This window comes from Colwellia sp. 75C3, from assembly GCF_002836255.1.
In the GTDB taxonomy this organism is placed as follows: Bacteria; Pseudomonadota; Gammaproteobacteria; order Enterobacterales; family Alteromonadaceae; genus Colwellia.
Window position 1 is genome coordinate 50,179 of sequence record NZ_PJAU01000055.1, and the last position, 23,316, is coordinate 73,494.

21 protein-coding genes are annotated in these 23,316 nt (G+C 38.6%); 8 read left to right on the forward strand and 13 right to left on the reverse strand.

What is annotated here, in order from left to right; genetic code table 11:
• Window positions 1-651 precede the first annotated feature (651 nt).
• The 13 genes from lipA to leuS form a co-directional block, all read right to left on the reverse strand.
• Window positions 652-1,638, reverse strand: a complete 987-nt coding sequence (gene lipA / locus CXF85_RS14355; protein WP_101229348.1) for a lipoyl synthase — start codon at window positions 1,636-1,638, stop codon at window positions 652-654.
• Entirely contained in the window at window positions 1,631-2,263 is a 633-nt protein-coding gene (lipB, locus tag CXF85_RS14360) for a lipoyl(octanoyl) transferase LipB (RefSeq protein WP_232771219.1), read from the reverse strand. The genes lipA and lipB overlap by 8 nt, the downstream gene beginning before the upstream one ends.
• Before the next feature lie 145 nt (window positions 2,264-2,408).
• The gene (gene ybeD, locus CXF85_RS14365) at window positions 2,409-2,672 is read right to left on the reverse strand and encodes a DUF493 family protein YbeD (protein WP_101229349.1); all 264 of its coding nucleotides are present in this window, start codon (window positions 2,670-2,672) and stop codon (window positions 2,409-2,411) included.
• Between the two features lie 139 nt (window positions 2,673-2,811).
• Window positions 2,812-4,011: a serine hydrolase gene (locus CXF85_RS14370; protein ID WP_101229350.1), complete on the reverse strand. Its 1,200-nt coding sequence runs from the start codon at window positions 4,009-4,011 to the stop codon at window positions 2,812-2,814.
• A gap of 193 nt (window positions 4,012-4,204) precedes the next feature.
• Window positions 4,205-5,098 (reverse strand): septal ring lytic transglycosylase RlpA family protein, encoded by an 894-nt coding sequence (locus CXF85_RS14375; protein ID WP_101229351.1) that lies wholly within the window; start codon window positions 5,096-5,098, stop codon window positions 4,205-4,207.
• A gap of 45 nt (window positions 5,099-5,143) precedes the next feature.
• A complete protein-coding gene (gene rodA / locus CXF85_RS14380; RefSeq protein ID WP_101229352.1) occupies window positions 5,144-6,259 on the reverse strand; it encodes a rod shape-determining protein RodA in 1,116 nt (371 codons plus the stop codon).
• Window positions 6,259-8,220 (reverse strand): penicillin-binding protein 2, encoded by a 1,962-nt coding sequence (mrdA, locus tag CXF85_RS14385; RefSeq protein WP_101229353.1) that lies wholly within the window; start codon window positions 8,218-8,220, stop codon window positions 6,259-6,261. The genes rodA and mrdA overlap by 1 nt, the downstream gene beginning before the upstream one ends.
• 65 nt (window positions 8,221-8,285) lie before the next feature.
• A complete protein-coding gene (gene rlmH, locus CXF85_RS14390) occupies window positions 8,286-8,756 on the reverse strand; it encodes a 23S rRNA (pseudouridine(1915)-N(3))-methyltransferase RlmH (RefSeq protein ID WP_101229354.1) in 471 nt (156 codons plus the stop codon).
• A gap of 128 nt (window positions 8,757-8,884) precedes the next feature.
• On the reverse strand, window positions 8,885-9,205 hold the full coding sequence (gene rsfS / locus CXF85_RS14395; protein ID WP_101229355.1) for a ribosome silencing factor: 321 nt from the start codon (window positions 9,203-9,205) through the stop codon (window positions 8,885-8,887).
• Window positions 9,206-9,297: 92 nt separating this feature from the next.
• Window positions 9,298-9,999, reverse strand: a complete 702-nt coding sequence (gene nadD / locus CXF85_RS14400; RefSeq protein ID WP_101229356.1) for a nicotinate-nucleotide adenylyltransferase — start codon at window positions 9,997-9,999, stop codon at window positions 9,298-9,300.
• Window positions 10,000-10,011: 12 nt separating this feature from the next.
• Window positions 10,012-11,076 carry a DNA polymerase III subunit delta gene (gene holA, locus CXF85_RS14405; RefSeq protein WP_101229357.1) on the reverse strand — a complete coding sequence of 355 codons (1,065 nt, stop codon included), beginning with the start codon at window positions 11,074-11,076 and terminating at the stop codon, window positions 10,012-10,014.
• Window positions 11,077-11,154: 78 nt separating this feature from the next.
• Entirely contained in the window at window positions 11,155-11,673 is a 519-nt protein-coding gene (locus tag CXF85_RS14410) for an LPS-assembly lipoprotein LptE (protein WP_101229358.1), read from the reverse strand.
• Between the two features lie 45 nt (window positions 11,674-11,718).
• Complete coding sequence (gene leuS, locus CXF85_RS14415; protein WP_101229504.1) at window positions 11,719-14,310, reverse strand: leucine--tRNA ligase; 2,592 nt, start codon at window positions 14,308-14,310, stop codon at window positions 11,719-11,721.
• A 205-nt stretch (window positions 14,311-14,515) separates the two neighbouring features.
• Between leuS and CXF85_RS14420 the strand changes: the two genes are divergently transcribed.
• The 8 genes from CXF85_RS14420 (at window position 14,516) to tolA (ending at window position 23,252) form a co-directional block, all read left to right on the forward strand.
• Window positions 14,516-15,001: a zinc ribbon-containing protein gene (locus CXF85_RS14420; protein WP_101229359.1), complete on the forward strand. Its 486-nt coding sequence runs from the start codon at window positions 14,516-14,518 to the stop codon at window positions 14,999-15,001.
• Window positions 15,002-15,148: 147 nt separating this feature from the next.
• Window positions 15,149-17,566, forward strand: a complete 2,418-nt coding sequence (locus CXF85_RS14425; protein ID WP_101229360.1) for a Lon protease family protein — start codon at window positions 15,149-15,151, stop codon at window positions 17,564-17,566.
• A 117-nt stretch (window positions 17,567-17,683) separates the two neighbouring features.
• Entirely contained in the window at window positions 17,684-18,289 is a 606-nt protein-coding gene (locus CXF85_RS14430; protein WP_101229361.1) for a hypothetical protein, read from the forward strand.
• A gap of 416 nt (window positions 18,290-18,705) precedes the next feature.
• Window positions 18,706-20,547, forward strand: coding sequence for a DEAD/DEAH box helicase (locus tag CXF85_RS14435; protein ID WP_101229362.1), 1,842 nt, complete (start codon window positions 18,706-18,708; stop codon window positions 20,545-20,547).
• A 213-nt stretch (window positions 20,548-20,760) separates the two neighbouring features.
• The gene (gene ybgC / locus CXF85_RS14440; RefSeq protein ID WP_101229363.1) at window positions 20,761-21,195 is read left to right on the forward strand and encodes a tol-pal system-associated acyl-CoA thioesterase; all 435 of its coding nucleotides are present in this window, start codon (window positions 20,761-20,763) and stop codon (window positions 21,193-21,195) included.
• Window positions 21,185-21,871 (forward strand): protein TolQ, encoded by a 687-nt coding sequence (gene tolQ / locus CXF85_RS14445; RefSeq protein WP_101229364.1) that lies wholly within the window; start codon window positions 21,185-21,187, stop codon window positions 21,869-21,871. The genes ybgC and tolQ overlap by 11 nt, the downstream gene beginning before the upstream one ends.
• Window positions 21,872-21,880: 9 nt before the next feature.
• Window positions 21,881-22,306 carry a protein TolR gene (gene tolR / locus CXF85_RS14450; RefSeq protein WP_101229365.1) on the forward strand — a complete coding sequence of 142 codons (426 nt, stop codon included), beginning with the start codon at window positions 21,881-21,883 and terminating at the stop codon, window positions 22,304-22,306.
• 1 nt (window position 22,307) lies between these two features.
• Complete coding sequence (tolA, locus tag CXF85_RS14455; protein WP_232771211.1) at window positions 22,308-23,252, forward strand: cell envelope integrity protein TolA; 945 nt, start codon at window positions 22,308-22,310, stop codon at window positions 23,250-23,252.
• Window positions 23,253-23,316: the final 64 nt, after the last annotated feature.

The window sequence follows — 23,316 nt, forward strand, 5'->3', positions numbered from 1 at the left end:
TGATAAATTTCTTTGATTTTATTAGCCATTATTACTTTATGTACTAATATGTTCGTATTTGTTATCGCTAATAATATGTAACATAAATGAAAACTTTCAGAGGTGCAAACACTTATTTTGGTGAATTGTTATGTAGAATTACTGAATTTATATTTATTCAATGCTAAATTAAAACGAATTCTGTGAGCTTTTGATGTGACTTATGAGTGAAGTTTAAGTAATATTTGAGCCATGCGGTTTACATCCACATTCCATTTCAAGGTAATAATCATTATATCTTAGGAGATGAACTTCATCAAAGAGTTCTTATTAAACAATTACTTAGGTGTTTGTTGTTTTTTAGGGAGCAGGTGTAGTGAGGAATGACTCGTTGTATGTGGTTGGAGTTTAAGTAAAAAACTGTAGTTGATATTACAAAATTTAATCAATCTGTATCAGCTTTATAATTTTGGGGTAGGCATATGGAAAATAACGCTAAAATGCATAATTATTTTAGTATGAAAAATATTTAATAGCTGTTTTTTTGGATTTTTATAGGTGAGTTACTACTAATTTGAACTGGTAAGTTCAACAATATTTAGTTGTAATAAAAAAGCCAGTATCACTACTGGCTTTCATTTTTACACTAATACAGCTTAGCTAAAGTGGAAGTTACTTAACTTCTTCACCTGCAGCTTGCTTATCAGCATGGTAACTTGAACGAACAAGTGGACCACAAGCGGCATGTTCATAGCCCATTTTCTTTGCTTCACGTTCAAACATAGCAAACTCATCAGGGTGTACATAACGCTCAACAGCAAGATGATCTTTACTTGGTTGCAGGTACTGACCAACGGTAAGCATAGTGACACCGTGATTGCGTAGGTCTTGCATTACTTCTAGAATTTCTTCGTTAGTTTCACCTAAACCAACCATCAAGCCAGATTTAGTGGTTACAGTTGGGTTTGCTTCACCGAAACGCTTAAGTAAGTCTAATGACCACTGGTAGTTAGCGCCAGGACGTACTTTAGTATAAAGGCGGGGCGCTGTTTCCATATTATGGTTGAAAACATGTGGTGGGTTTTGGTTAAGTATCTCAAGTGCTTTATCCATACGACCACGGAAGTCAGGCACTAAAATTTCAACTTTAGTATTGGGCGCTTGCTCGCCAATTTCTTTAACACAATCAGCAAATTGCTGTGCGCCACCATCACGTAAGTCATCTCTGTCAACAGAGGTGATCACAACATATTTCAAGCCCATATCTTTAAGGCTATTTGCTAGCTTTTTTGGCTCATCTTTATTCGGGGGTAATGGACGACCATGACCAACATCACAAAATGGGCAGCGGCGAGTACAAAGATCACCTAAGATCATAAAGGTGGCAGTGCCGTTATTAAAACACTCAGATAAATTAGGGCATGAAGCCTCTTCACATACTGAGTGCAGGTTGTTTTTACGTAAATTAGCCTTGATGTTATCAATACGCTCACTAGAGCGAGGTAATTTAATACGTAACCAGCTTGGTTTCCGTAACATAGTGGCTTTGGTTGAACTAACAACTTTAATTGGGATGTGCGCTAATTTATCTGCATCGCGAAATTTTTCGCCGGCAGCACGATTAGATGTTTTTGCTTCTGAGGTTAAATCACTACTCATGATACGTGTTATTCTCGTTTGGTAAACCCGATTGATAGCTAACATTGGTTGCTTCAAGTAAGTTTATTAAATGTTTCACTAACGCAGTACCTGCGCTAGCGGTATCTTTTGGGCCTTGTAAATCAGCCGTTTGTACCATTTCTAGACCAGCATAACCACAAGGGTTGATACGTAAAAATGGTGATAAATCCATATTCACATTCATGGCTAAACCATGAAAAGAGCAGCCTTTTCGAACGCGTAATCCTAATGAGGCGATTTTTTTCTCATCCACATAAACACCCGGTGCGTCAGCTTTAGCGTAGGCGGCAATATTATAATCAGTTAACGCCGATACGATACTGTTCTCGATCAAGGTTACTAATTGCCGAACACCAATTTTTTTTCGGCGTAGGTTGATCATAACGTAAACCACCTGTTGGCCAGGGCCGTGGTAAGTCACTTGACCACCGCGGTCAACTTTCACTACTTCAATATCACCTGGTACCAGTAAATGTTCTGATTTACCTGCTTGACCTTGGGTGAAAACCGCTGGATGCTCTACTAGCCATAATTCATCAGCGATAGTGTCATCACGGTTATCAGTAAAATCCTTCATGGCTTGCCAAACTTGGCTGTAATCCATGGTATTTAATTGTCGGATGACTAATGAGTCAGCAAGATTAATAACATCTTGCTCGACTGTTGAACTTGGGAGCACTAGGCAAACCTCATCAATCTGGAGTGTTGAAAGCTAATCGCATTAAATGGGTACTGTTTTTAAATAGATATTATAAAACGTATCGTACCTGCTCAATTGCAGTTAACGTTTTATAGATAGTTTCAATGTGGTCTTTACTGGTAACGGTTACCGCAATAGAAACCGAATGATAAGTACCTTTTGAACTCGGTTTTATTTTAGGTATGTAATCACCAGGGGTATGCTTTTGTAATTCAGCTATGATCAAATCAGGTAATTCGTCACAGGCAACACCCATAATTTTAAAGTTTAATACCGTAGGAAATTCTAATAATTCGTCAAACTTGGTTTTCATATTTATTTACTTCTCTATCGAGCGACATTACGACTTAATGTCGCCATTTTATCATTAAATATTAAGAGCTGATATAATTCTTTCCCAAAAACAAAAAAGCCTCAATTAAGAGGCTCTTTTTACTATATTTTAATAATGTCTAGTTGGCGAATTGCAACTTAACATAATCAACTAAGCGGCTGTATAAACTACCTTCGTTAACCTCTTCGAGGGTAACAAGCGGATATTGAGCAATATCTTGATCTTCAAGTTGTAAAAATAATGTTCCTACTACGGTCCCTTTAGCTAATGGCGCTGTTAGCTGCTGGTTTAACTCAAAGTTTGCTTTTAAGTTTTTACGTTGACCACGAGGAATGGTAATTGGTGTGTCTGAGATAATACCTAAATTTACATTCTCTTTGTCGCCCATCCAAACACGGTTAGCGATAAATACTTCACCGGCTTTATATGGGGTAATTGTTTCAAAAAAGCGAAAACCATAATTTAATAACTTTTTGCTTTCTACTTTACGTGCGCGTTCACTTGCTGTGCCCATCACTACGGTAACTAAACGCATATCACCCTTAGTTGCCGAGGTAACTAAGCTGTAACCTGCATTTGAAGTGTGACCGGTTTTCATACCATCAACGTTTAAGCTTTTATCCCACAATAAACCATTACGGTTATACTGCTTAATGTTGTTATAGGTAAAAGATTTTTGTTTATAGATTGCATATTCTTCAGGTACATCTCGAATAAGTGCAATGGCTAGCGTTGCCATATCTCTTGGGGTAGTCATATGAGACGTGGAGTCTAAACCATGGCTATTTTCAAAAAAGGTACTCGACATGCCTAATTGCTCTGCATGTGCATTCATTAAGTCGGCAAAAGCACTTTCACTACCTGCTATGTGCTCAGCCATAGCTACACAAGCATCATTCCCTGAAGCAACGATAATCCCTTGATTTAATAAACTAACAGGTACTTCAGTACCTACTTCAATAAACATTTTTGAAGAATCAGGGAATTTTTTAGCCCAAGCCTTTTCACTGATCATCACTTTATCAGTGTTTTTAATATTACCGTTTTCAAGCTCTTTACCAATAATATAACTAGTCATTATCTTGGTTAAACTGGCAGGTGCTAGCTGGGTATCAGCATTTTCTTCAGCAATGATCTTACCTGTGGTGAAGTCAATTAAGATAAAACCTTTGGCATTAATTTGCGGCGCATCAGGGATAATAGTAATAGCGTGCGCAGTGGGCATAAGTGCAATGGCGGCACTAAATAGCGCGCCATTGATAAAGGTAAATAATTTGTTGTTGGCATATTTGCCAGAATTTTTTATTGTTTTAGTCATAGTGTTAGTCGTATGTGGAAAATTAAGGAAAATCAACTGGTCGAAAGTATAGCACTTCTAAATAGCTTGGCTATGGGCAAAAAACAGATATTGTCAATATAATCGAAGAAAAACCGTTATAAATGTAACAACGTTTATTTAATTCCGTTTTAAAGGAGCTTGTGCTTTTTTCTTGTACATATGTGGATGATGTTTATCGTGGCGCGGTACGTGGATAAGCATTAGGGTAGCCATTTTCTTTTAGCGCCAATAATAATGCATTTAATGTTGCAAGGTCACTAATAGGACCTATTTGAATACGATATAGCCCTTGATTTTCAGGATAACTGGTTTGTTGTTTATATTGCTTTTTTAACTTATTGGCCGTACTAATAGCAAGCTCTTTTTTACTGGTGGCAAAAACTTGAATGTAAGGTGTAGCAATACCCATAGTTGTGGTTGTTTGCGCAGAGGATTGCTTTTTATTATCCATATTAGCTGGAGTAGTTGCTGTTGAACTAGTCACAGACGAAACCGATTTGTCTACTGGATTTTCTACTGGAATTATTACCTTGCCTGTTTTTTTATCAAAGTCTGTAATCGCGGTAATTTTAACGTGCGCAGTACCCGTTTTTAACATGTCGAGCTTATAGGCAGCGCTATAAGATAAATCAATAATACGTGATTGATGAAAAGGACCTCGATCATTTACGCGTACAATGACGGATTTATTATTGGCGGTATTAGTGACTTTTAAATACGTGGGTAACGGTAAATTCTTATGAGCAGCACTCATAGTATACATGTCATAAATTTCACCGTTAGAGGTGAGGTGACCATGAAATTTTTTACCGTACCAAGAGGCCGTTCCGGTTTGTTCAAAACCTTGCGCTGATGTTAATACTTTATAGGGTTTACCAAAAACTTTATAATTTTTATTACCCCCTCGACTATAAGGCTCCGCACGGGCAATCGCATCTTTTAATTCTGCTTGGTTTGGCAGGCGTGTCGGTGTGCTGTCATGTTTTTGCTGATATCGGTCTGAGCTACAAGCACTCAACAATGAGAATAGTAATACATAACACAGTAAGGTAAATCGTTTAGTCATAAAGCTCATCGTTAGCAAAATAGCGTGAAATTTGTCAGGGAAACGTTAAACATGGAAACGTCGATGGGTACTAATGGCCATTAATATTCCAAAACCTAACATCAATGTCACCATAGAAGTACCACCATAACTAACTAAAGGTAATGGCACGCCAACAACCGGCAGTAATCCAGATACCATACCTATGTTAACAAAAACATAAACAAAAAAGGTTAGGGTAAGACTTCCGGCGAGTAATTTAGTAAAAGCATGTTGGGCATTAACCGCAATCCACAAACCGCGCATTACGACAAATAAGTACAGAGCAAGTAGGGCGCCAACGCCAATTAAACCAAACTCTTCACTAAATACCGAGAAAATAAAGTCGGTATGGCGCTCGGGCAAAAATTCTAATTGTGATTGTGTGCCTTGCAACCAACCTTTACCTTCAATGCCGCCCGAGCCTATGGCTATTTTTGATTGAATAATATGATAGCCAGAGCCAAGCGGGTCTTGCTCGGGGTTTAAAAACGTCAACACGCGCTGTTTTTGATAACCTTTCATCAAAAACATCCATAAAATGGGGGCAAAAGCAGAAGCTAAACCAAGACAAACGCCAATGAGTCGCCAACTGGCACCAGCAAGAAAAATAACAAATATCCCTGAGCTGGCAATCAATAGCGAAGTACCTAAGTCGGGTTGTTTGGCAATAAGTAAGGTTGGTAACAGCACTAATATAAAGGCAAGTACGACCGTTGATATTTTGACCGGTAAATTGTCTTGGCTTACATACCAAGCAATCATAATCGGTACGATAAGTTTCATAATTTCAGAGGGCTGAAATTTTATAAAACCTAAATCAAGCCAGCGCTGTGCACCTTTGCCAACATGACCAAATAACAATACACCGATGAGCATCAACAAGCCTAATATAAATACAGGTACCGCCCATTTTCGATAAACCAAGGGAGGTATTTGCGCGACGATAAACATACCGATTAGGGCAACGCCAATGCTTCTTGCCTTACGGTAAACAACAGCGGTTTCTTGGCCGCCAGCGCTATAAACAAGAAATAATCCTAACGTTAATAATAATAATATACCAATTAATAATGGTACATCTATATGCAGTCGTTGCCAAAAGTTGTGAACTTTTTGTTGGTCTTGCCCGCTAGTACGCATTAGTCAGCCTCTTGCGGTATTGTTTTTATGGTCGAATCGAATTTTGGCTTAGCTTTAGTGCTCTTTTTAGCCTTGAGCGTTTGCCTAGTAATAACTCTGTCACCGAAATATTGATCCATCATTTGTCTAGCAACAGGCCCAGCATTAGTACCGCCGCCACCTATTGCAACATTTTCAATAGCAACAGCAACCACTATTTCAGGGTTATCATAAGGGGCAAAACCAATAAACATCGCATTATCACGTTTATTTTCGCTGGTTGTTTTCGCATCATATTCTTCACCTTGTTTAATACGTGCAACTTGAGCTGAGCCTGTTTTACCTGAAGCATCATAGGTCGAACCTTTAAAGGCGTCATACGCCGCAGCAGCTTTATGCATGGCATTGAGAACTACCTCCCAATGGTTATCTACTTTAAGCTTTAAAGGTGCGCGTGGCTCATAGATAACAGGGGTAATTTGATGATAGGCATTACCACTACTCTCAATGATTAATTCACTATTCGCTTTTAATAAATGCGGAACCTTACGTTCACCATGATTGACTAAGGTGGTCAAGGCTTGCGTTAATTGCAGCGGTGTTACTGTCCAATAACCTTGCCCTATACCAACATTGAGTGTATCACCGGTATACCAATGCTGATTATAACGTGCGCGCTTCCAAGCAACACTGGGCATAATGGCTTTATTTTCTTCGTAGATATCAATACCGGTATAATCACCAAAGCCAAATTTTTCCATCATATTGCTTATTTTAGTAATGCCCAATTTAAAGGCAAGATCGAAAAAATAAGTGTTACACGATTTTATTATCGCTTTGGTTAAATTAACCTTGCCATGCCCCCAAGTTGCCCAATCGCGATATTTATTCGGCAGACCTTCTAGTTTGTACCAGCCAGGGTCGTTAACTATTGTCGTGGGAGTAATGATGTTTTCCTCTAGACCAGTCAAAGCCAGAAAGGGCTTAACGGTAGAGGCGGGTGGATAACCTTGTACACTGCGATTAATCAATGGTAAATCTTTTGATTCAAGTAACTTTTTATAGTTTTTAGTGCTAATACCATGAACAAATAAATTACCGTCGTAACTTGGATTTGAATACATAGCTAAAATGCCCCCAGTTCGAGGATCCATTGCTACAATGGCACCGCGCTTACCAGATAAGGCACGTTTAGCTATCATTTGTAATTCAATATCTAAAGTTAAGGTTAGATCTTTACCGGGTACTGGCGGCGTATAGTTGAGTGTACGGATCACTCTGCCTTGGTTATTAATTTCTACTTCTTGATGTCCAATAGTCCCGTGCAGCATATCTTCATAATATCTTTCAATTCCTAACCTACCAATACCGTAGGTCGCAGCATAATTTTCAGATTTACCATCTAATGCTAACTTATTGGCATCTTTTCTGTTAATACGGGCAACATAACCAAGATTATGTGTGGTTAAGTCGGAAAAAGGATAATAACGTTTTAAACGAGCATTAACGAAAATACCAGGGAATTTGTGCTGATTAACTGAAAATAAAGCAACTTGCTGGTCACTTAAACGAGAGTGGAGTTCTACCGGTTTGAAACGACGCTTTCGTTTCATTGATTTAAAAAATTTACGTTGACGTTCTGGGGTAATATTGAGTAATTTACTTACCTCAACAATGCTGGCTTTAATATCCTCTACATCTTCAGCAATCACTTCTAAACTATAAACAGGTTTATTATCGGCAAGCAATACGCCATTTCGGTCATAGATTAAACCGCGGTTTGGCGCAACGGGAAGTAGCTTAATGCGATTAGAGTTGGAGCGTGTTTGATACTTTTCGAAAGATTCAACTTGCAGATTGTATACATTGCCAAAAAGTATTAATAAAACGAGGACAACACCAGTAAAAGCAATAAATGCACGTCGAGCAAATAAATTTGCTTCAGCGGATTGATTTCGTATAACAACGCGACGGGGAGACATTAGCGCACGCTATTAAAAATAAGATTATTTACTAAAGGTAAGGCTATGGTAGTCATTAACAAAAGCTATTCTCTATGATAAGGGTGGTTAGTGTTTACGCTCCAAGCGCGATACAAACTCTCTGCTATCAATATTCGTACCATTGGGTGAGGCAGCGTTAACGCTGATAATGACCATTTCTGCTCAGAAGCTTTGATACAAGCAGGAGATAATCCCTCAGGCCCACCAACAAGCAATGCGACATCTCTGCCATCAAGTTGCCAGTTTTCCAGCTGTTTGGCAAGTTTTGGTGTTGTCCAGGGTTGTCCTTCAACTTCCAAAGTGACAATACGGTTGCCTTTGGGAATAGCAGCAAGTAATAATTCACCTTCTTTAGCGAGTATGCGACTGATGTCAGCATTTTTACCACGTTTACCGGCAGGGATTTCAACTAAATGAAAGCTTAAATCTCGAGGAAAACGACGGCTGTACTCAGCAAATCCTAGGCTAACCCATGCAGGCATTTTACTACCGACGGCATATAAGGTGAGTTTCATAAATATTTTTTATTTTTAGGTTGAAGTGACCAGATTGAAATTGCCTTGAAAAAGTTAACGAGAGCGTTGCAATCCGCAATAGCGAATGAAACTAACGTAGCTCTCGTCTCTTTACTAGACAAGGGGAGTTATTCAGCCCAAAGTTGCTCAAGGTTATACTTATCACGTTGTTCATCTGTCATAACATGAACAATGATATCGCCTAAGTCGACTAATGACCATTCGCCAATATCGTTACCTTCCATACCAAGTGGCTCTAAACCTTGAGCGCGACATTCCATACCAACAGAGTTAGCAAGAGATTTTACATGGCGGTTCGAATTACCTGAACATATAACCATGTAATCAGCAAAGCTTGCTTTATCGCTAATATTAAGAGCAATGATGTCTCTGCCTTTCATGTCTTCAAGTTTTTCTATGACAAATGCTTTAAGTTGTTCAGTTTGCAAGGTGTTATTCCTATCGTTAATCGTAACTTTTGATGCACTTTTAACGTGCACAATAAATAATAGTGCGATATTAACACTTTTTACGCTCAGGGTTAACGATAAAGCTTGTTTTTGTGAATATATTCTGAAATTGAGGGCAATAAGTACTGATCACACGTTTTTATTTGCGCTAAACGTTGGCGTATATCTGTTGATGAAACATCAAAGAAGCATTCATTTGCAAAAAATATCCGTCCTGAATCAAAAAGCGATAGTTCAGCAATATCAACTGTGTGATAGTTACTGAGTAAGGTCTTTGTTTCATGATTTAATTGTTCTATAGAATGATTTGGTCGTGTATTCACTATTAAGTGACACAAAGATAAAATTTCTTGATATTTATGCCATCGCGTAAAAGTGAGTAGTGAATCCATACCAATAATAAAATACAGCGTCTTTTTGGGGTATTGTTGCTTTAGCTCTTTGAGGGTATCAACAGTATAAGAGTGTCCAGCGCGATTTAATTCACGGGGGTCACAGGTGAATAGTTCACTTTCTTGACAGGTAATTTCAACCATGGCAGCGCGTTGCTTTGCACTTGCATGAGGCACTAACTCAGCTGAAAGTTTATGAGGGGGAATATGAGCAGGTATTAAAAGTACCCTAGTTAAACCAAGTTCATTGGCAACCGCTTGTGCTGATTGAGTGTGTCCTAAATGGATAGGGTCAAAGGTGCCACCTAAAATTCCGATACCTGTATTTATACCAATGCCTGTATTTAAGTGAGTATTTAGGCCGAGCTTTGTTGATGTCATTGTTTACTCTAATTAGCCATAGTTAAGACTAAAGGCTGCTGTTTTTTCACCGTGATACAAGGTGATACATAAATCAGCTAATAAGATGAAAATATTAAATTCACTACTGGTTTTGCTTAATAAATCAATATCAGCAATACGTATCATGGCACGCTTGACGTTATCAAGTTTGATGTGTGTTAAGGCGTGTTGATATAGTGGTTTACGTTTATCCCAAATACGATATTGCTTATAAATATTAGCAATACTCTCACCTTGCTTTAATTGGTTTAACATAGTGTATAGCTGGTTTATTTCTTTGTGAAACACCCACATTAACTGCGCTGGTGCCATGCCTTCTTGCTGTAGTTGATCGAGCATAGTGATACATTTTGCACAATCACCTCGTAATAACGCATCGATAACCTGGAAAGGATTAAATTTTGCCTGCTTGATGATAAGCTGCTCTGCTTGTTCGATGCTGATAGCTTGTGAACCAAAAAGTAATACCAATTTATCTAGCTCTTGGGTAAGGGCAAGTAAATTACCTTCAAACAATTCTATTAGTAGGGCGTTTAACTCAGGCGATATATTAAGTTGCAATTGTCTTGCTTGATTATTCAGCCATTGAGGCATGGCTTTTAGCTCAATGTCATATAAAGGTAAATAGCAGCCCAATTGGGTCAGACTTTTAAACCATTTTCTATTGGCACTAGGCGCATCAAGTTTTTCGCCGTGGAATATAAAAATAACATCTTGTGGAGCATGACCACTATTGGCGTCTTGAGTAAGTCGTTCAGCTAAGGCAAGTAGTGCTTTATTACCGGCATCACCCACTTTAACCGACGTTAATTCAACTTCAATAATACGTTGGCTGGCAAAAAGGCTTAATGATTGATACTCATCAAGTAATTGCTGCCAGTCAAAACTAGTATCACTGCTAAAACGAATGATTTCACTAAAACCTTGGTTTTTCGCATGATTTTTAATAGCGGTTAAACTGCTGTTTTTTTGCCAAGGTTCATCACCAAAAACCAACCAAACAGGTTTAAACCCCTGTCGTAAGGTATTGTCTAGTTGGTTGTGATAAATTTTCATGAAGGCCTTTATTTTATATAATAGCTAGCTGTAAGGTAAATATTGCAATGAGTAGTGATATTAAAGCATCACTAAGAATTAGCGCTGTATTCTTGCCAAATCGCGCAATATTTTATCTGCACCTGACGTTCTCATTTCACTTAATAATAATGATAACTCACGACTTTTAGCCAAGGCGAGGTTAGGATCGTCTTGATAATCCCGATAAAGCTCAAAGCGAAAATCTTTGGCATCTTCACCAGAAAAGCGTACTTGATAGTGCACTGAATATATCAGCTCGTATTCTGCCACTTGACCATTAGAAAATAATGACAACGTACGTCTATCTAATTTATCCGAAATTATACGTAATTCAGGAATGTCAGTTTCCGAACGTTTTAACACATTAACTTGATTTCGCGTTAAGCTGAGCTTAACTAATCGTGTCAACTCACCGTGAACATCAGTAGAGCTAACATAAAGTGTTTGTAATTCATCATCGAGTAGATAATCACCGCGGAGTTGAAAACCACAAGCTGTTAATAAGCTTGTGGTTAACAGTGCGATAGCTAAATTTCTCAAGGTTAAGCGCTTAATGGCAAGGCTTAATTTATACATTGGTCATTTACCTGTTAATTGCACAAAAAATCAGTTGGCAACACGTTAGTTAGCAACAATATTAAGTAACTTACCTGGGATATAAATAACTTTGCGTATGGTATTACCTTCGGTAAATTTCAATACACTTTCATTATTTAAACCTAGCGCTTCAACAACGTCTTTACTTGCATCGGCAGCAACGGTAATTTTGGCACGTAACTTACCATTCACTTGCACGATAATAAGCTTTTCATCTTCAACTAAAGCACTGTCGTCGACTGCAGGCCAAGTAGCATCTTCAACATTAACATCACTACCGCCAACTGATTGCCATAAATTGTGACATAAATGTGGAGTAATTGGCGTTAACATTAATACCACGGCGCGAACTGCTTCTTGCATTATCGCTTTATCTTCATCACTGTCTAGCTTAGCTTTACCCAAGTGATTCATTAATTCCATGATGGCAGCTATTGCAGTGTTGAACGTATTTCGACGACCAATATCATCGGTTACTTTTGCAATAGTTTTATGTAATTCACGACGTAATTTTTTATGGCCAGCAGTTAATGTTAACGTCGCAATATCAACAACAGGTGAGTTACTAGTGCTTTCAACAAAGTCATGCGCTAATTTATAAACACGTTTAACGAAACGATGTGCGCCTTCAACACCGGCATCAGACCATTCTAAGGTTTGCTCTGGTGGTGAAGTGAACATAATAAATAAACGTACAGTATCAGCACCGTATTTCTCGATAACTTCCTGCGGGTCAATACCGTTATTTTTGGATTTAGACATTTTGCTCATACCTGCAGATAACACAGGTAGGCCATCAATTTTACTAATTGATGAGGTGATATTGCCTTTGTCGTCACGTTCTACGGTAACATCTGTTGGTGCAATCCACTCCTGACCACCATTGTCAGCTTCACGATAATATGTTTCAGCTAAAACCATGCCCTGACATAAAAGCTTTTTAAACGGTTCGTCACAGTCAACTAAGCCGACATCACGTAATAATTTATGGAAGAAGCGTGAGTATAATAAATGCAATATTGCATGTTCGATACCACCAATATATTGATCTACAGGCAACCAGTAGTTTGCTTTAGCAGGATCAATCATCTGGGTGTCATCATTTGGTGAACAATAACGAGCGTAATACCAAGAAGATTCCATGAAGGTATCAAAGGTATCTGTTTCACGTAGAGCTTCTTCACCGTTATAAGTGGTTTTTGCCCACTCTGGATCCGCTTTAATCGGTGATGTTGTACCATTCATAACCACGTCTTCTGGTAATATTACCGGCAATTCGCTTTCAGGCACAGGAACTGATTCACCATTAGCAAGGTTAAGCATTGGAATTGGCGTACCCCAATAACGTTGGCGAGAAACTCCCCAATCACGTAAACGGTAGTTAGTCGTCGTTTTACCTTTGTTTTCGCTGATTAATTTATCGCTGATTGCTTTAAACGCTGCTTCGAAATCTAAACCATCAAATTCACCTGAATTGATTAAGGTAGATTTTTCTGTGATAGCAGCTTTGCTAATATCATCAGATTCTTGACCGGCAATAACTTGCTCTATCTCTAAGCCATATTTAGTTGCAAATTCATAATCACGTTGGTCATGTCCTGGTACCGACATTACCGCACCCGAACCATAATCCATTAACACAAAGTTAGCAGCCCATACAGGGACTAACTTACCCGTTAGTGGGTGAATAGCTTTAAGGCCGGTATCAACACCTTTCTTTTCCATTGCTGCCATATCAGCTTCAGTGGTTTTACTGTTTTTACATTCATCGATAAAAGCGGCTAAATCTGCATTATCTTTTGCAGCTGCTACAGCTAATGGATGTTGTGCAGCAAGGGCAACATAAGTAACACCCATTAACGTATCAGGTCGAGTTGTGTAAATATCAAAACTTTCAGTTGAATCGCTAACCGCAAACGTCATCTCAACACCTTGAGAACGACCAATCCAGTTACGTTGCATGGTTTTCACTTGCTCAGGCCATTCGGTTAATTGATCTAAATCATCAAGTAACTCTTCGGCGTAAGCAGTAATTTTAATAAACCATTGTGGAATTTGTTTACGTTCAACAAGAGCACCTGAACGCCAACCTCTACCATCAATAACTTGTTCGTTAGCTAAAACAGTTTGATCAACTGGATCCCAGTTTACCGTGGCATTTTTCTTATACACTAAACCTTTCTCAAAAAGTTGGGTAAAGAACCATTGTTCCCAACGATAGTAATCAGGTTTACAGGTAGCTAATTCACGACCCCAGTCATAACCAAAACCCAGTGATTGTAATTGATTACGCATGTAGTCAATATTTTCGTAGGTCCATTTTCCTGGCGCAGTTTTGTTTTTAATTGCAGCATTTTCAGCAGGTAAACCAAAGGCATCCCAACCCATAGGTTGCATGACATTTTTGCCTTGCATACGTTGGTAGCGAGAAATAACATCACCTAAGCTGTAGTTACGTACATGACCCATGTGCAAACGACCACTTGGGTATGGAAACATGGCTAAGCAGTAAAACTTTTCTTTATCTGGATTTTCAATAGCTTGAAAGGTGTTGTTATCAGTCCAAAATTTTTGTACTGTTGCTTCTATCGCTTGGGGATTATAAATGGCTTCCATTAAGACTTTCTCTAATGCTTTTAAGGTGTTACCGAATTGCTTGTTTCGCGACGTAAAGCGGCATAAACAAAGGTCAAATCGATGTGATTTATCGCTGTAGAATACCTTATATAGCTGGGTAACAACAAGCATAATTAAGCGTAAACTATAACTTTTCCTATACTTGAACCTATAGTTAAAATAATAAGCATGAAGGAGAATACTAATGTCACAACAAAACGATTACTTTGCTGATATTTATAGAAAACTCAATGACTGGTTAGTTGAAGTAAAAGTTGAGCAAAAGCCGCACATTGATGAGTTTATTAAACAGGCTAAACTATATGCTGGTGCTGCTGAAACAATGTCTGAGGAGAAACTGCAACAATTTACTGAAAATTTGAAATATGACCTGCATGACTTTTATCAATTAAATCGGAGACAAGCCAATAATTCGGTCTATTTAGGATTATTAAATGAAACATTGTGGGATAACCTTGCTAAATTAACAGATAAATCACAAGTGGAATGGGCCGAGCTTGTTGATGACTTCAATCATGATGGCTTATACAAAAGTGGCGACTTCATTGGTTTTGGTGAACTGCAATGCGAACAATGCGATGAACGAATGAGTATTATGCATTTTAGTGAAATAGGTGATTGTGTTCACTGTGGATCAACAGATTTTATTCGTCTTCCATTAAATCCATAACTTTACAATAACTTGTTAGCTAAAATGTTAACAAGTACACTAGCGGAAAATTTCGATACCTTAGCGTCGATACATTGATGTCGAAAGGTAAAACTCGATACTCTCATTATTAAGAGTGAGACTCAAAACGCTCTTTAAAGGATTTATATGACTAAAACTCCAGCTTGCCTTGCCGATCAAACTCGCCTTTGTGCTGATGATCTAACTTCTCCTTTGTCAGCTTCATTGTTCTCCAGTGGTGAAAAATCAACCAGTAAACTTAATGATGTTGCAACGCAAAATTTTGTTGGCCATGAAAGAGCAAAAGAGGCGTTGGAGTTCGGCTTGTCTATGTCTGCAATAGGTTTTAATGTTTTTGCTTTAGGTGAACATGGTACTGGGCGACAAACGTTAATTAAGCAAATGTTAACCTCTCTTGCTACCGCGCAAACATCACCAGATGAATGGTGTTATACCAATAATTTTGACGAAAGCCATATTCCATTGACCTTGTCAGTTAAGCCTGGTGGCGGCAAAGAATTATTGGTAAGCATGAATAAATTTATTGATGGTTTACTTAGTTTATTTCCTGAGGTTTTTGATAATCCAGGTTACCAAAGACAAAAGTCAGCCATTGACCGAGAGTTTAATAGAAAATACGACCAAGCCATTGCTGTCGTTGAAGAGCTTGCTCTAAAAGAAAACGTTGTTTTGTATGAAGAAGATGGCGAAGTAGGTTTTGCCCCTCTAGTTGACGGTAAACCATTAAGTGATAAAGAGTTCAGTAAGTTAACTGAAGAAGAAAGAACTAATTTTTATAAATCACTCAGTGAATTAGAAAATGTACTTTCTGAACAATTATTAGAGTTACCTGTATGGAAACGTCTTTCTTTCGATCAATTGAGGCAACTTAAAAATGACACTGCAGAGCAAGCAATCAAACCTTACATTGAAGAATTAGAAAAAGAGTTCAGTGAAAATGAAGGTGTAATCAAGTATTTAGCTAAAGTGAAAAGCCATGTAATAGATGTTGTTTTAGACATTTTAGTCACTGAATCTGATGATACGCCAACAGATAAAGAGCTACGTAAGTTAATGGTGGAGTATTTTTTACCCAACTTACTGGTACCACATGAGGAAACTCAAGGTACACCGGTGATTTATGAACAAAACCCAACCTATCAAAACTTATTTGGTCATGTTGATTATACTAGTTTTCAGGGGGGGAGTTATACCAGTTATCGCTTAATCAGACCTGGCGCGTTACATAAAGCCAATGGTGGTTACTTATTATTGGATGCCGAGAAGGTGTTAAGCCAACCTATGGTGTGGTCACGCTTGAAGTTAGCTTTGAAAACTCAGCAAATTACCATTGAGAATCCTTATTCTGAATTTAGTCCGTCTAGTGGCTATAGCTTACAACCAGAAAAAATTCCGCTACAAGTTAAGGTAATCTTGTTAGGTGATGCCGAAATTTACTACACCTTACAAGATTACGATCAAGAGTTTACTGAGCTATTCAGGGTATTAGCAGACTTTGACCGTCATCTAGATAAAACAGATAGCAATTTAATCGCTTTTGGCCAATTGATAAGACAGCGGGCTGAGCAGCATAATTATCCCAAAGTGAGTGACGAGGCAGTATTAGAGTTAGTACGATATGCCCTCAGACGAGGCGAACATAAGCATAAAATTTCAGCGAATATCGTGCAAGTGAACGATTTACTCGATGAAGCAAATTACTGTTGGCAAAAACAAGGTGGTAAAGGTCCGTTAACAGCGCAGCATATTGCTTTAGCACAAACCGCGAAAAAGCGCCGTATCGGACGATTAAGTGAAACTTGGCTCAGTGAGATTAAGGAGCAACAGGTATTAATCAGCACGGAAGGTGAGTTTATCGGTAAAGTGAATGGCTTAACGGTACTTGAAATTGGTGATAGTGTTTTTGGTACTCCTGCACGTATAACGGCAACGGTTTATGCGGGTAGTGAAGGCGTTACCGATATTGAACGAGAAGTAGACTTAGGCAAGTCGATTCACTCTAAAGGTGTTTTACTGTTAACTGGTTACTTGGGGCATAAATATGGTCAAACATTCCCGGTAAGTATATCTGCGAATATTGCTATAGAACAATCCTATGGGCATATAGATGGTGATAGTGCTTCCATGGCAGAGCTTTGTGCGCTTATCTCTGCTATTACCTTATTACCCATAGATCAAAGTCTTGCGATAACAGGTTCAATTAACCAACACGGTGAAGTGCAATCTATCGGTGGTGTTAATGAGAAAATAGAAGGCTTCTTCCAGTTATGCAAAGATAAAGGTTTAACGGGTACGCAAGGTGTCATTATCCCAAAAACCAACGTGATTAACTTAATGCTTAATGATGAAGTTATTAATGCTGTATCTCGCGGAGAGTTTGCTATTCATGCCGTTGAAACAATTGATCAATCACTGGAGTTATTGATGAAAGTCGAGGCGGGGGTTATTAGTAAAACTGGTCGCTATCCACGTAAATCTATTCATGGTTTAGCACTAGATAAACTTGAAAACTTTGCTGATATACTCAATGGTGCCGAAGAATAATATTATCCGTCAGTTTTTTTTGAATGATAATTCAGCTTTACTTGGTCGATAATTGCACTTGTGTTTCATTTTTGTTAGGGTTGTTAACATAATAATAACAGCCAGTATGAGATTCAAGTGGAATTTTCGACGGAAGAATTAGATTTCTTCAGTAATATTTTTATTGCAGAATCAAACGACAGCATGGTAAATGAATCACAACACCAACTGAGTGTACAAACAGCGGTACCTGACTATGTAAGACAAGTGTTAATGGGTAGTAAGTTAACCCTGTTGGCAGAAATTAATCATTATCAATTATGGTTTCCCGTCTCTCTATCGATTAGTGAGCAAGGTGAATTCTCGCCAAAGCTAGGTACCCCTGAAATTATTGATGTCAAAGGTAGTGAGCGTAGTTGGCGTGTAACTACCCCTAAAAACGTTGCTATCATCGATATTTTTCATGGTGAAAACGTTGAGCTGTTATCACTTTCGGCGACAGGATTAACGTTAAAAGTACCAACCACAGATAATAACTATATTGATTTGCAGCAGTCTTCATTTGAAATGAGCTTAGCAGGTGAGAAGCCTCTAAAGCTTGAGCTTGATCTGGTTAGGCATGAAGAAAATGTTGTTGCCGCTAAATTTAAAGACTTACAGGAGGGTAGAGAGTCTTTGAGAAAGTTTATCTTTAATTCGCACAAGGTAAAATACGCTAACCTTTACCAAGACATTATTTTATAAACTTCTTGCCAACTCATCAGATCTCTGTATAATGCGCGCCTCGATAACAGGTTGAGTGAAGCTTAGCCGAAGTTAGTCCAAAGTGACTTATTTATACTAGCTAGCAATAGTTTAATGGATGTATAAGTATATCGAGATGAGTGGGGTTTTACCGCCCAATAGACTTGCCAGCTAATTCTCCCTAGAATTAGCAAGAAATATAGCGTCAATTGAACGCTATGCGCCTAAGTCTTCCTGGTGGTTTCCTCGTATATATTTTACGCAGGTTAAGACTTAGCAATTTAAATCAAATGCTAACAAGTGCAGCTAATTAACTAACAGTTAACTTGGCGGCATCTTTGTGATTGATTTTTATAATTACGCCCAAGTAATTATGCTCAAGTAATGCGCCTGCCTTGCGAAGATGAAAATTATTTATGACTGATCAAAAAACTGAAACCGAAACTGTAACAGAACCTGAAGCTGTAGCTTTTGCCTCTTTAGGCTTACCTGAAAACTTATTATCTGCCGTTCTTTCTATTGGCTTTACCTCTGCTACCGATATTCAAGCACTAACTATACCGCCATTACTTGCTGGTAAAGACGTATTAGGTGAAGCACAAACGGGTACAGGTAAAACTGCTGCGTTTGGTTTACCTGCATTAGCAAAAATTGATACTTCAATTAGAAAACCACAATTAATGGTTTTAGCACCTACACGTGAATTAGCAATGCAAGTTGCTGAAGCAATTGAATCTTTCGGTAAAGACATGAAAGGTCTACGTGTTGCTACATTGTACGGTGGCCAATCTTACGGACCACAATTTCAACAATTAGAGCGTGGCGCACAAGTTGTTGTTGGTACACCTGGTCGTTTAATGGACCATTTACGTCGTAAAAGCCTTAAGTTAGATGAATTACGTGTTTGTGTGCTTGATGAAGCAGATGAAATGTTAAACATGGGCTTTTTAGAAGACATTCAGTGGATTTTGGATCACATTCCAAAAACTGCACAAATGTGTTTATTCTCAGCAACAATGCCACCAGCAATTCGTAAAATTGCTAACCGTTTCTTAAAAGATCCTGAGCACATTAAAGTTGCTGCTGTTAAAAAAGCAAAAGCTAACATTACTCAGTACGCATGGAAAGTTAGTGGCATCACTAAAATGACTGCGTTAGAGCGTATTGCTGAAGTTGTTGAATACGATGCAATGATTATCTTTGTTCGTACTCGTAATGATACTGTTGATATTGCTGAAAAATTAGAGCGTGCTGGTTACCCTGCATTAGCACTAAATGGTGATTTGAACCAAGCACAACGTGAACGTTGTATTGACCAGATGAAGTCTGGTAAATCATCTATCTTAGTTGCTACAGATGTTGTTGCTCGTGGTTTAGATATTCCACGTATATCTCTTGTAATTAACTATGACTTACCTGGTGATAACGAAGCTTATGTTCACCGTATTGGTCGTACTGGTCGCGCTGGTCGTGAAGGTATGTCAATTGCATTTGTACGTCCACGTGAAATGTACTCAATTCGTCATTATGAGCGTTTAACAAATGGTACTGTGCTTAACTACGATTTACCAAATATCCAAGATATTGGTAAAATACGTATTGAACGTACTCGTGTTGAAGTAGCAAAAATTGTTGCTGATAAAGATATCTCAAGCATGCGTGAAATTGTTGAAGGCATGGCTGCTGAATCTGAAGTTTCTATGATTGATTTAGCTGCAGCATTGCTTTTCCAAAAGCAAATGAAGCAACCACTTCAACCAAAAGAAGATCCTAAACCTCGTCGTGATGCGCGTGAACGTACTGACCGCAATGATCGTGGTAGTAATGATAGCCGTAGAGACTCTCGTGGTGGCGATAGCCGTAGAGATTCTCGTGGTGGTGATAGCCGCAGCGCAGGTCGCGATAGCCGTCCAGCTCGTGATGAAAAACCACGTAAAGCTAAAGTTAACCGCACAGATGTTGATTGGCAAACATACCGTTTAGAAGTCGGTAAAGAACATGGCGCTCGTCCAGGTGATATTGTTGGTGCAATTGCTAATGAAATTTCACTTGATAGTAGTTACATCGGTGCTATTAACTTGCATGATAAACATAGTTTTGTTCAGTTACCTAAAGGTATCCCAACTGACTTGTTTAACCAATTGAAAGGTGTACGTGTTCGTCGTCAACCTCTTGCAATTACTACTTCAGATGAAGCAGTTGTTAGTCAACAACAACGCCCAGTTCGTCGTACTGAAAAAGCACCTCGTCATAACTAATATAAAAGTTAATTGATTTGCTAGTTCTACGTTAAAAAGCGCCTTATGGCGCTTTTTTTGTTTTTTAGCTATCAAAAAGCATATTTCGTGTTTTTTATGCGAATAAATGTAAGTATTTATCTCTGCCACCTTGTTTGCGTAATGCTTTATCTATTACTATAGAGCCACTTAGCACATCAATCATTTAACCCTCAAATAATTATACTAATAGCAATGTCTGAAGTAACATCTCAATCGAACATAGAAACTACACATCAATTCGCTATTCGTGTTTATTACGAAGACACTGATGCGGGCGGTATTGTCTATTATGCCAATTATTTAAAGTTTTTTGAGCGAGCTCGAACAGAGTGGCTTAGAGAAATAGGTATAAACCAAGAAGTATTTTTGCAACAAAAGCTAGGTTTTGTGGTCAGAAAGGTTGAAATGGATAATCTTGCCTCGGCCAAGCTAGATGATCTACTTGAAGTGAGCTCAAGAATCGTAACATTGAAACGCGCAAGTTTAGTGTTTCAACAACAAATTACCAATCAAGAAAAGCAAGTATTATGTACGGCCAATATACGTATTGCTTGCGTTGATTTTAGTCAGAATAAACCCTGTGCTATTCCCGAATTAATATTAGGAGCGTTTAAACGTGTCAGCTGAAATATCAATCTTCAATTTATTTTTAGAAGCAAGCATCTTGGTGCAATTTGTAATGCTTGTTTTGCTTACTTTTTCTATTGTCTGTTGGGCAATGATATTTCAACGCAGAAAAATTTTGCGTACAGCGGCTGCTGAATTAAAAGCATTTGAAGATAAGTTCTGGAGCGGCGCTGATTTAAGTAAACTTTATAGTGAAACGTGTGCAAAACCACAAGTAGAAGGTATTGAGAATTTATTTGTTGCGGGTTTTAAAGAATTTGCTCGATTAAGAAAAAGTCATATAGATAACCCACAAATTATTGTTGATGGCACACACAGAGCTATGCGTGTTGCTTTATCAAGAGAAGTAGACAGCTTAGAGACACATTTACCTTTTATGGCAACCGTTGGCTCTATTAGTCCTTACATTGGTTTGTTCGGTACGGTATGGGGTATCATGAATTCATTTATTGCCTTAGGTGCGGTAAAACAAGCAACGCTAGCTATGGTAGCGCCTGGTATAGCTGAAGCCTTAATTGCTACGGCAATGGGCTTGTTTGCAGCCATTCCTGCGGTAATTGCCTTTAACCGCTTTAGCCATAAAGTTGAAAAGCTTGAAAACAGCTATGGTAACTTTATGGATGAATTTTCAAGTATTTTACAACGTCAATCAGCCGCTGAGCAATCTACTAAATAGGGCATTACTATGTACCAAAGAGTTAGACGCCGCAAAGTGGCTGAAATAAATGTAGTTCCGTACATTGATGTGATGTTGGTGTTATTAATTATCTTTATGGTTACCGCCCCCTTAATTACCCAAGGGGTAAAAGTTGACTTGCCACAAGCAGAGGCTGAGCCACTTGATGCAGACAGTAAAACACCGCTTGTTGCTAGTGTTGACGCACAAGGTCGTTATTACTTAACCGTTGGAGCTAACGACAAAGAGCCTATGTCGGCGGAAGAAGTTGCAGTATTAGTTAAAGCGCACTTAGCTATTGAACCAGGCACGCCTGTTGTTGTTAATGGTGATGGTGCGGTATCGTATAACGCCGTTATCCAGTTGATGGTAATGCTACAAACTGTCGCAGGTGTCCCTTCGGTTGGTTTAATGACAGATTCGGTGGAGGAATAACGTGGGTCAGCTGTTAATATCTCGTTTTACTACGACATCACCTTATGCTAAAGCATTGTGGTTAAGTCTCGCATTACATGTTTTTTTGCTTGTGGGTTTACTTGCAGGCGATTTTTCATCCACGCCTAAGTTAAAACCTACACCAACAAAACAATCTGGCGATCCCATCAAAGCGGTAGTGATTGATAAAGCTACGTTTGAGCGAGCGGTAAATAAAATAAAGAAACAAAAAACCGATCAACTTGATGCCGAAAAGAAACGGCTTAAATCCGTTGAAAAGCGTGCTTCAGATGCTAAAAAACGTCGTGCTAGGGAAGAAGCACGTATCAAAAAACTAGAAAAACAGCGTAAGAAAAAAGAACAAGAAAAAATTAAAGCTGATAAAGCCGCCAAATCATCGAATGCTAAAGCAGCTAAAGCTGAGAAAATACGTAAGCAAAAAGAACAGGAAAAACAAGTTGCTGAAAAAGCAGCTGCTACTGCCAGATCTAAACGGTTGAAAGAAGAAGCTGATGCGAAGAAAGCAGAAAACTTACGACTTGAAAAAATTGCTGACCGTAAGCGTAAAGAAATAGCCGCGAAAGAGCAGGCCATTCAAGATGCTATGTTAGCGCAGCAAATGGCTGATGAAATGGCGAGTCGGAATCAAGCAAGGCAACAGCAAGTGATGTCAGAAGTTGATCGTTACGCTGCATTAATTACGCAGAGTATTAATCAGCGAATGCTCAGTGATAAAAGTACGATGACGGGTAAATCTTGTCGAATAATTATTACGCTAGCACCTTCTGGCTTTGTTATTGACGTCAAAATTGGGCAAGGCGATAAAGTAGTCTGTGATGCCGCTAGAATAGCGGTTGGTAAAGCGGGCAACTTACCTGTCTCGAAAGATCCTGAAGTGTTTAAAGAAATGCGAAAACTTGGGGTGACGGTAATACCCGAATTTTAATGCAGCAGTACTACTTCACCTAGCGGAATAGTATTTACATTCAGTTAAATTGTATATATTGGTA

Bases quoted from the DNA above. Each gene is read 5' to 3' on its own strand.
- tolR (WP_101229365.1), top strand. From the start codon at position 21,881: ATGTACCAAAGAGTTAGACGCCGCAAAGTGGCTGAAATAAATGTAGTT.
- CXF85_RS14420 (WP_101229359.1), top strand. From the start codon at position 14,516: ATGTCACAACAAAACGATTACTTTGCTGATATTTATAGAAAACTCAAT.
- CXF85_RS14425 (WP_101229360.1), top strand. From the start codon at position 15,149: ATGACTAAAACTCCAGCTTGCCTTGCCGATCAAACTCGCCTTTGTGCT.
- mrdA (WP_101229353.1), bottom strand. From the start codon at position 8,220: ATGTCTCCCCGTCGCGTTGTTATACGAAATCAATCCGCTGAAGCAAAT.
- CXF85_RS14435 (WP_101229362.1), top strand. From the start codon at position 18,706: ATGACTGATCAAAAAACTGAAACCGAAACTGTAACAGAACCTGAAGCT.
- CXF85_RS14410 (WP_101229358.1), bottom strand. From the start codon at position 11,673: ATGTATAAATTAAGCCTTGCCATTAAGCGCTTAACCTTGAGAAATTTA.
- leuS (WP_101229504.1), bottom strand. From the start codon at position 14,310: ATGGAAGCCATTTATAATCCCCAAGCGATAGAAGCAACAGTACAAAAA.
- holA (WP_101229357.1), bottom strand. From the start codon at position 11,076: ATGAAAATTTATCACAACCAACTAGACAATACCTTACGACAGGGGTTT.
- CXF85_RS14370 (WP_101229350.1), bottom strand. From the start codon at position 4,011: ATGACTAAAACAATAAAAAATTCTGGCAAATATGCCAACAACAAATTA.
- CXF85_RS14375 (WP_101229351.1), bottom strand. From the start codon at position 5,098: ATGACTAAACGATTTACCTTACTGTGTTATGTATTACTATTCTCATTG.
- rlmH (WP_101229354.1), bottom strand. From the start codon at position 8,756: ATGAAACTCACCTTATATGCCGTCGGTAGTAAAATGCCTGCATGGGTT.
- nadD (WP_101229356.1), bottom strand. From the start codon at position 9,999: ATGACATCAACAAAGCTCGGCCTAAATACTCACTTAAATACAGGCATT.
- ybeD (WP_101229349.1), bottom strand. From the start codon at position 2,672: ATGAAAACCAAGTTTGACGAATTATTAGAATTTCCTACGGTATTAAAC.
- ybgC (WP_101229363.1), top strand. From the start codon at position 20,761: ATGTCTGAAGTAACATCTCAATCGAACATAGAAACTACACATCAATTC.
- rodA (WP_101229352.1), bottom strand. From the start codon at position 6,259: ATGCGTACTAGCGGGCAAGACCAACAAAAAGTTCACAACTTTTGGCAA.
- lipB (WP_232771219.1), bottom strand. From the start codon at position 2,263: ATGGATTACAGCCAAGTTTGGCAAGCCATGAAGGATTTTACTGATAAC.
- lipA (WP_101229348.1), bottom strand. From the start codon at position 1,638: ATGAGTAGTGATTTAACCTCAGAAGCAAAAACATCTAATCGTGCTGCC.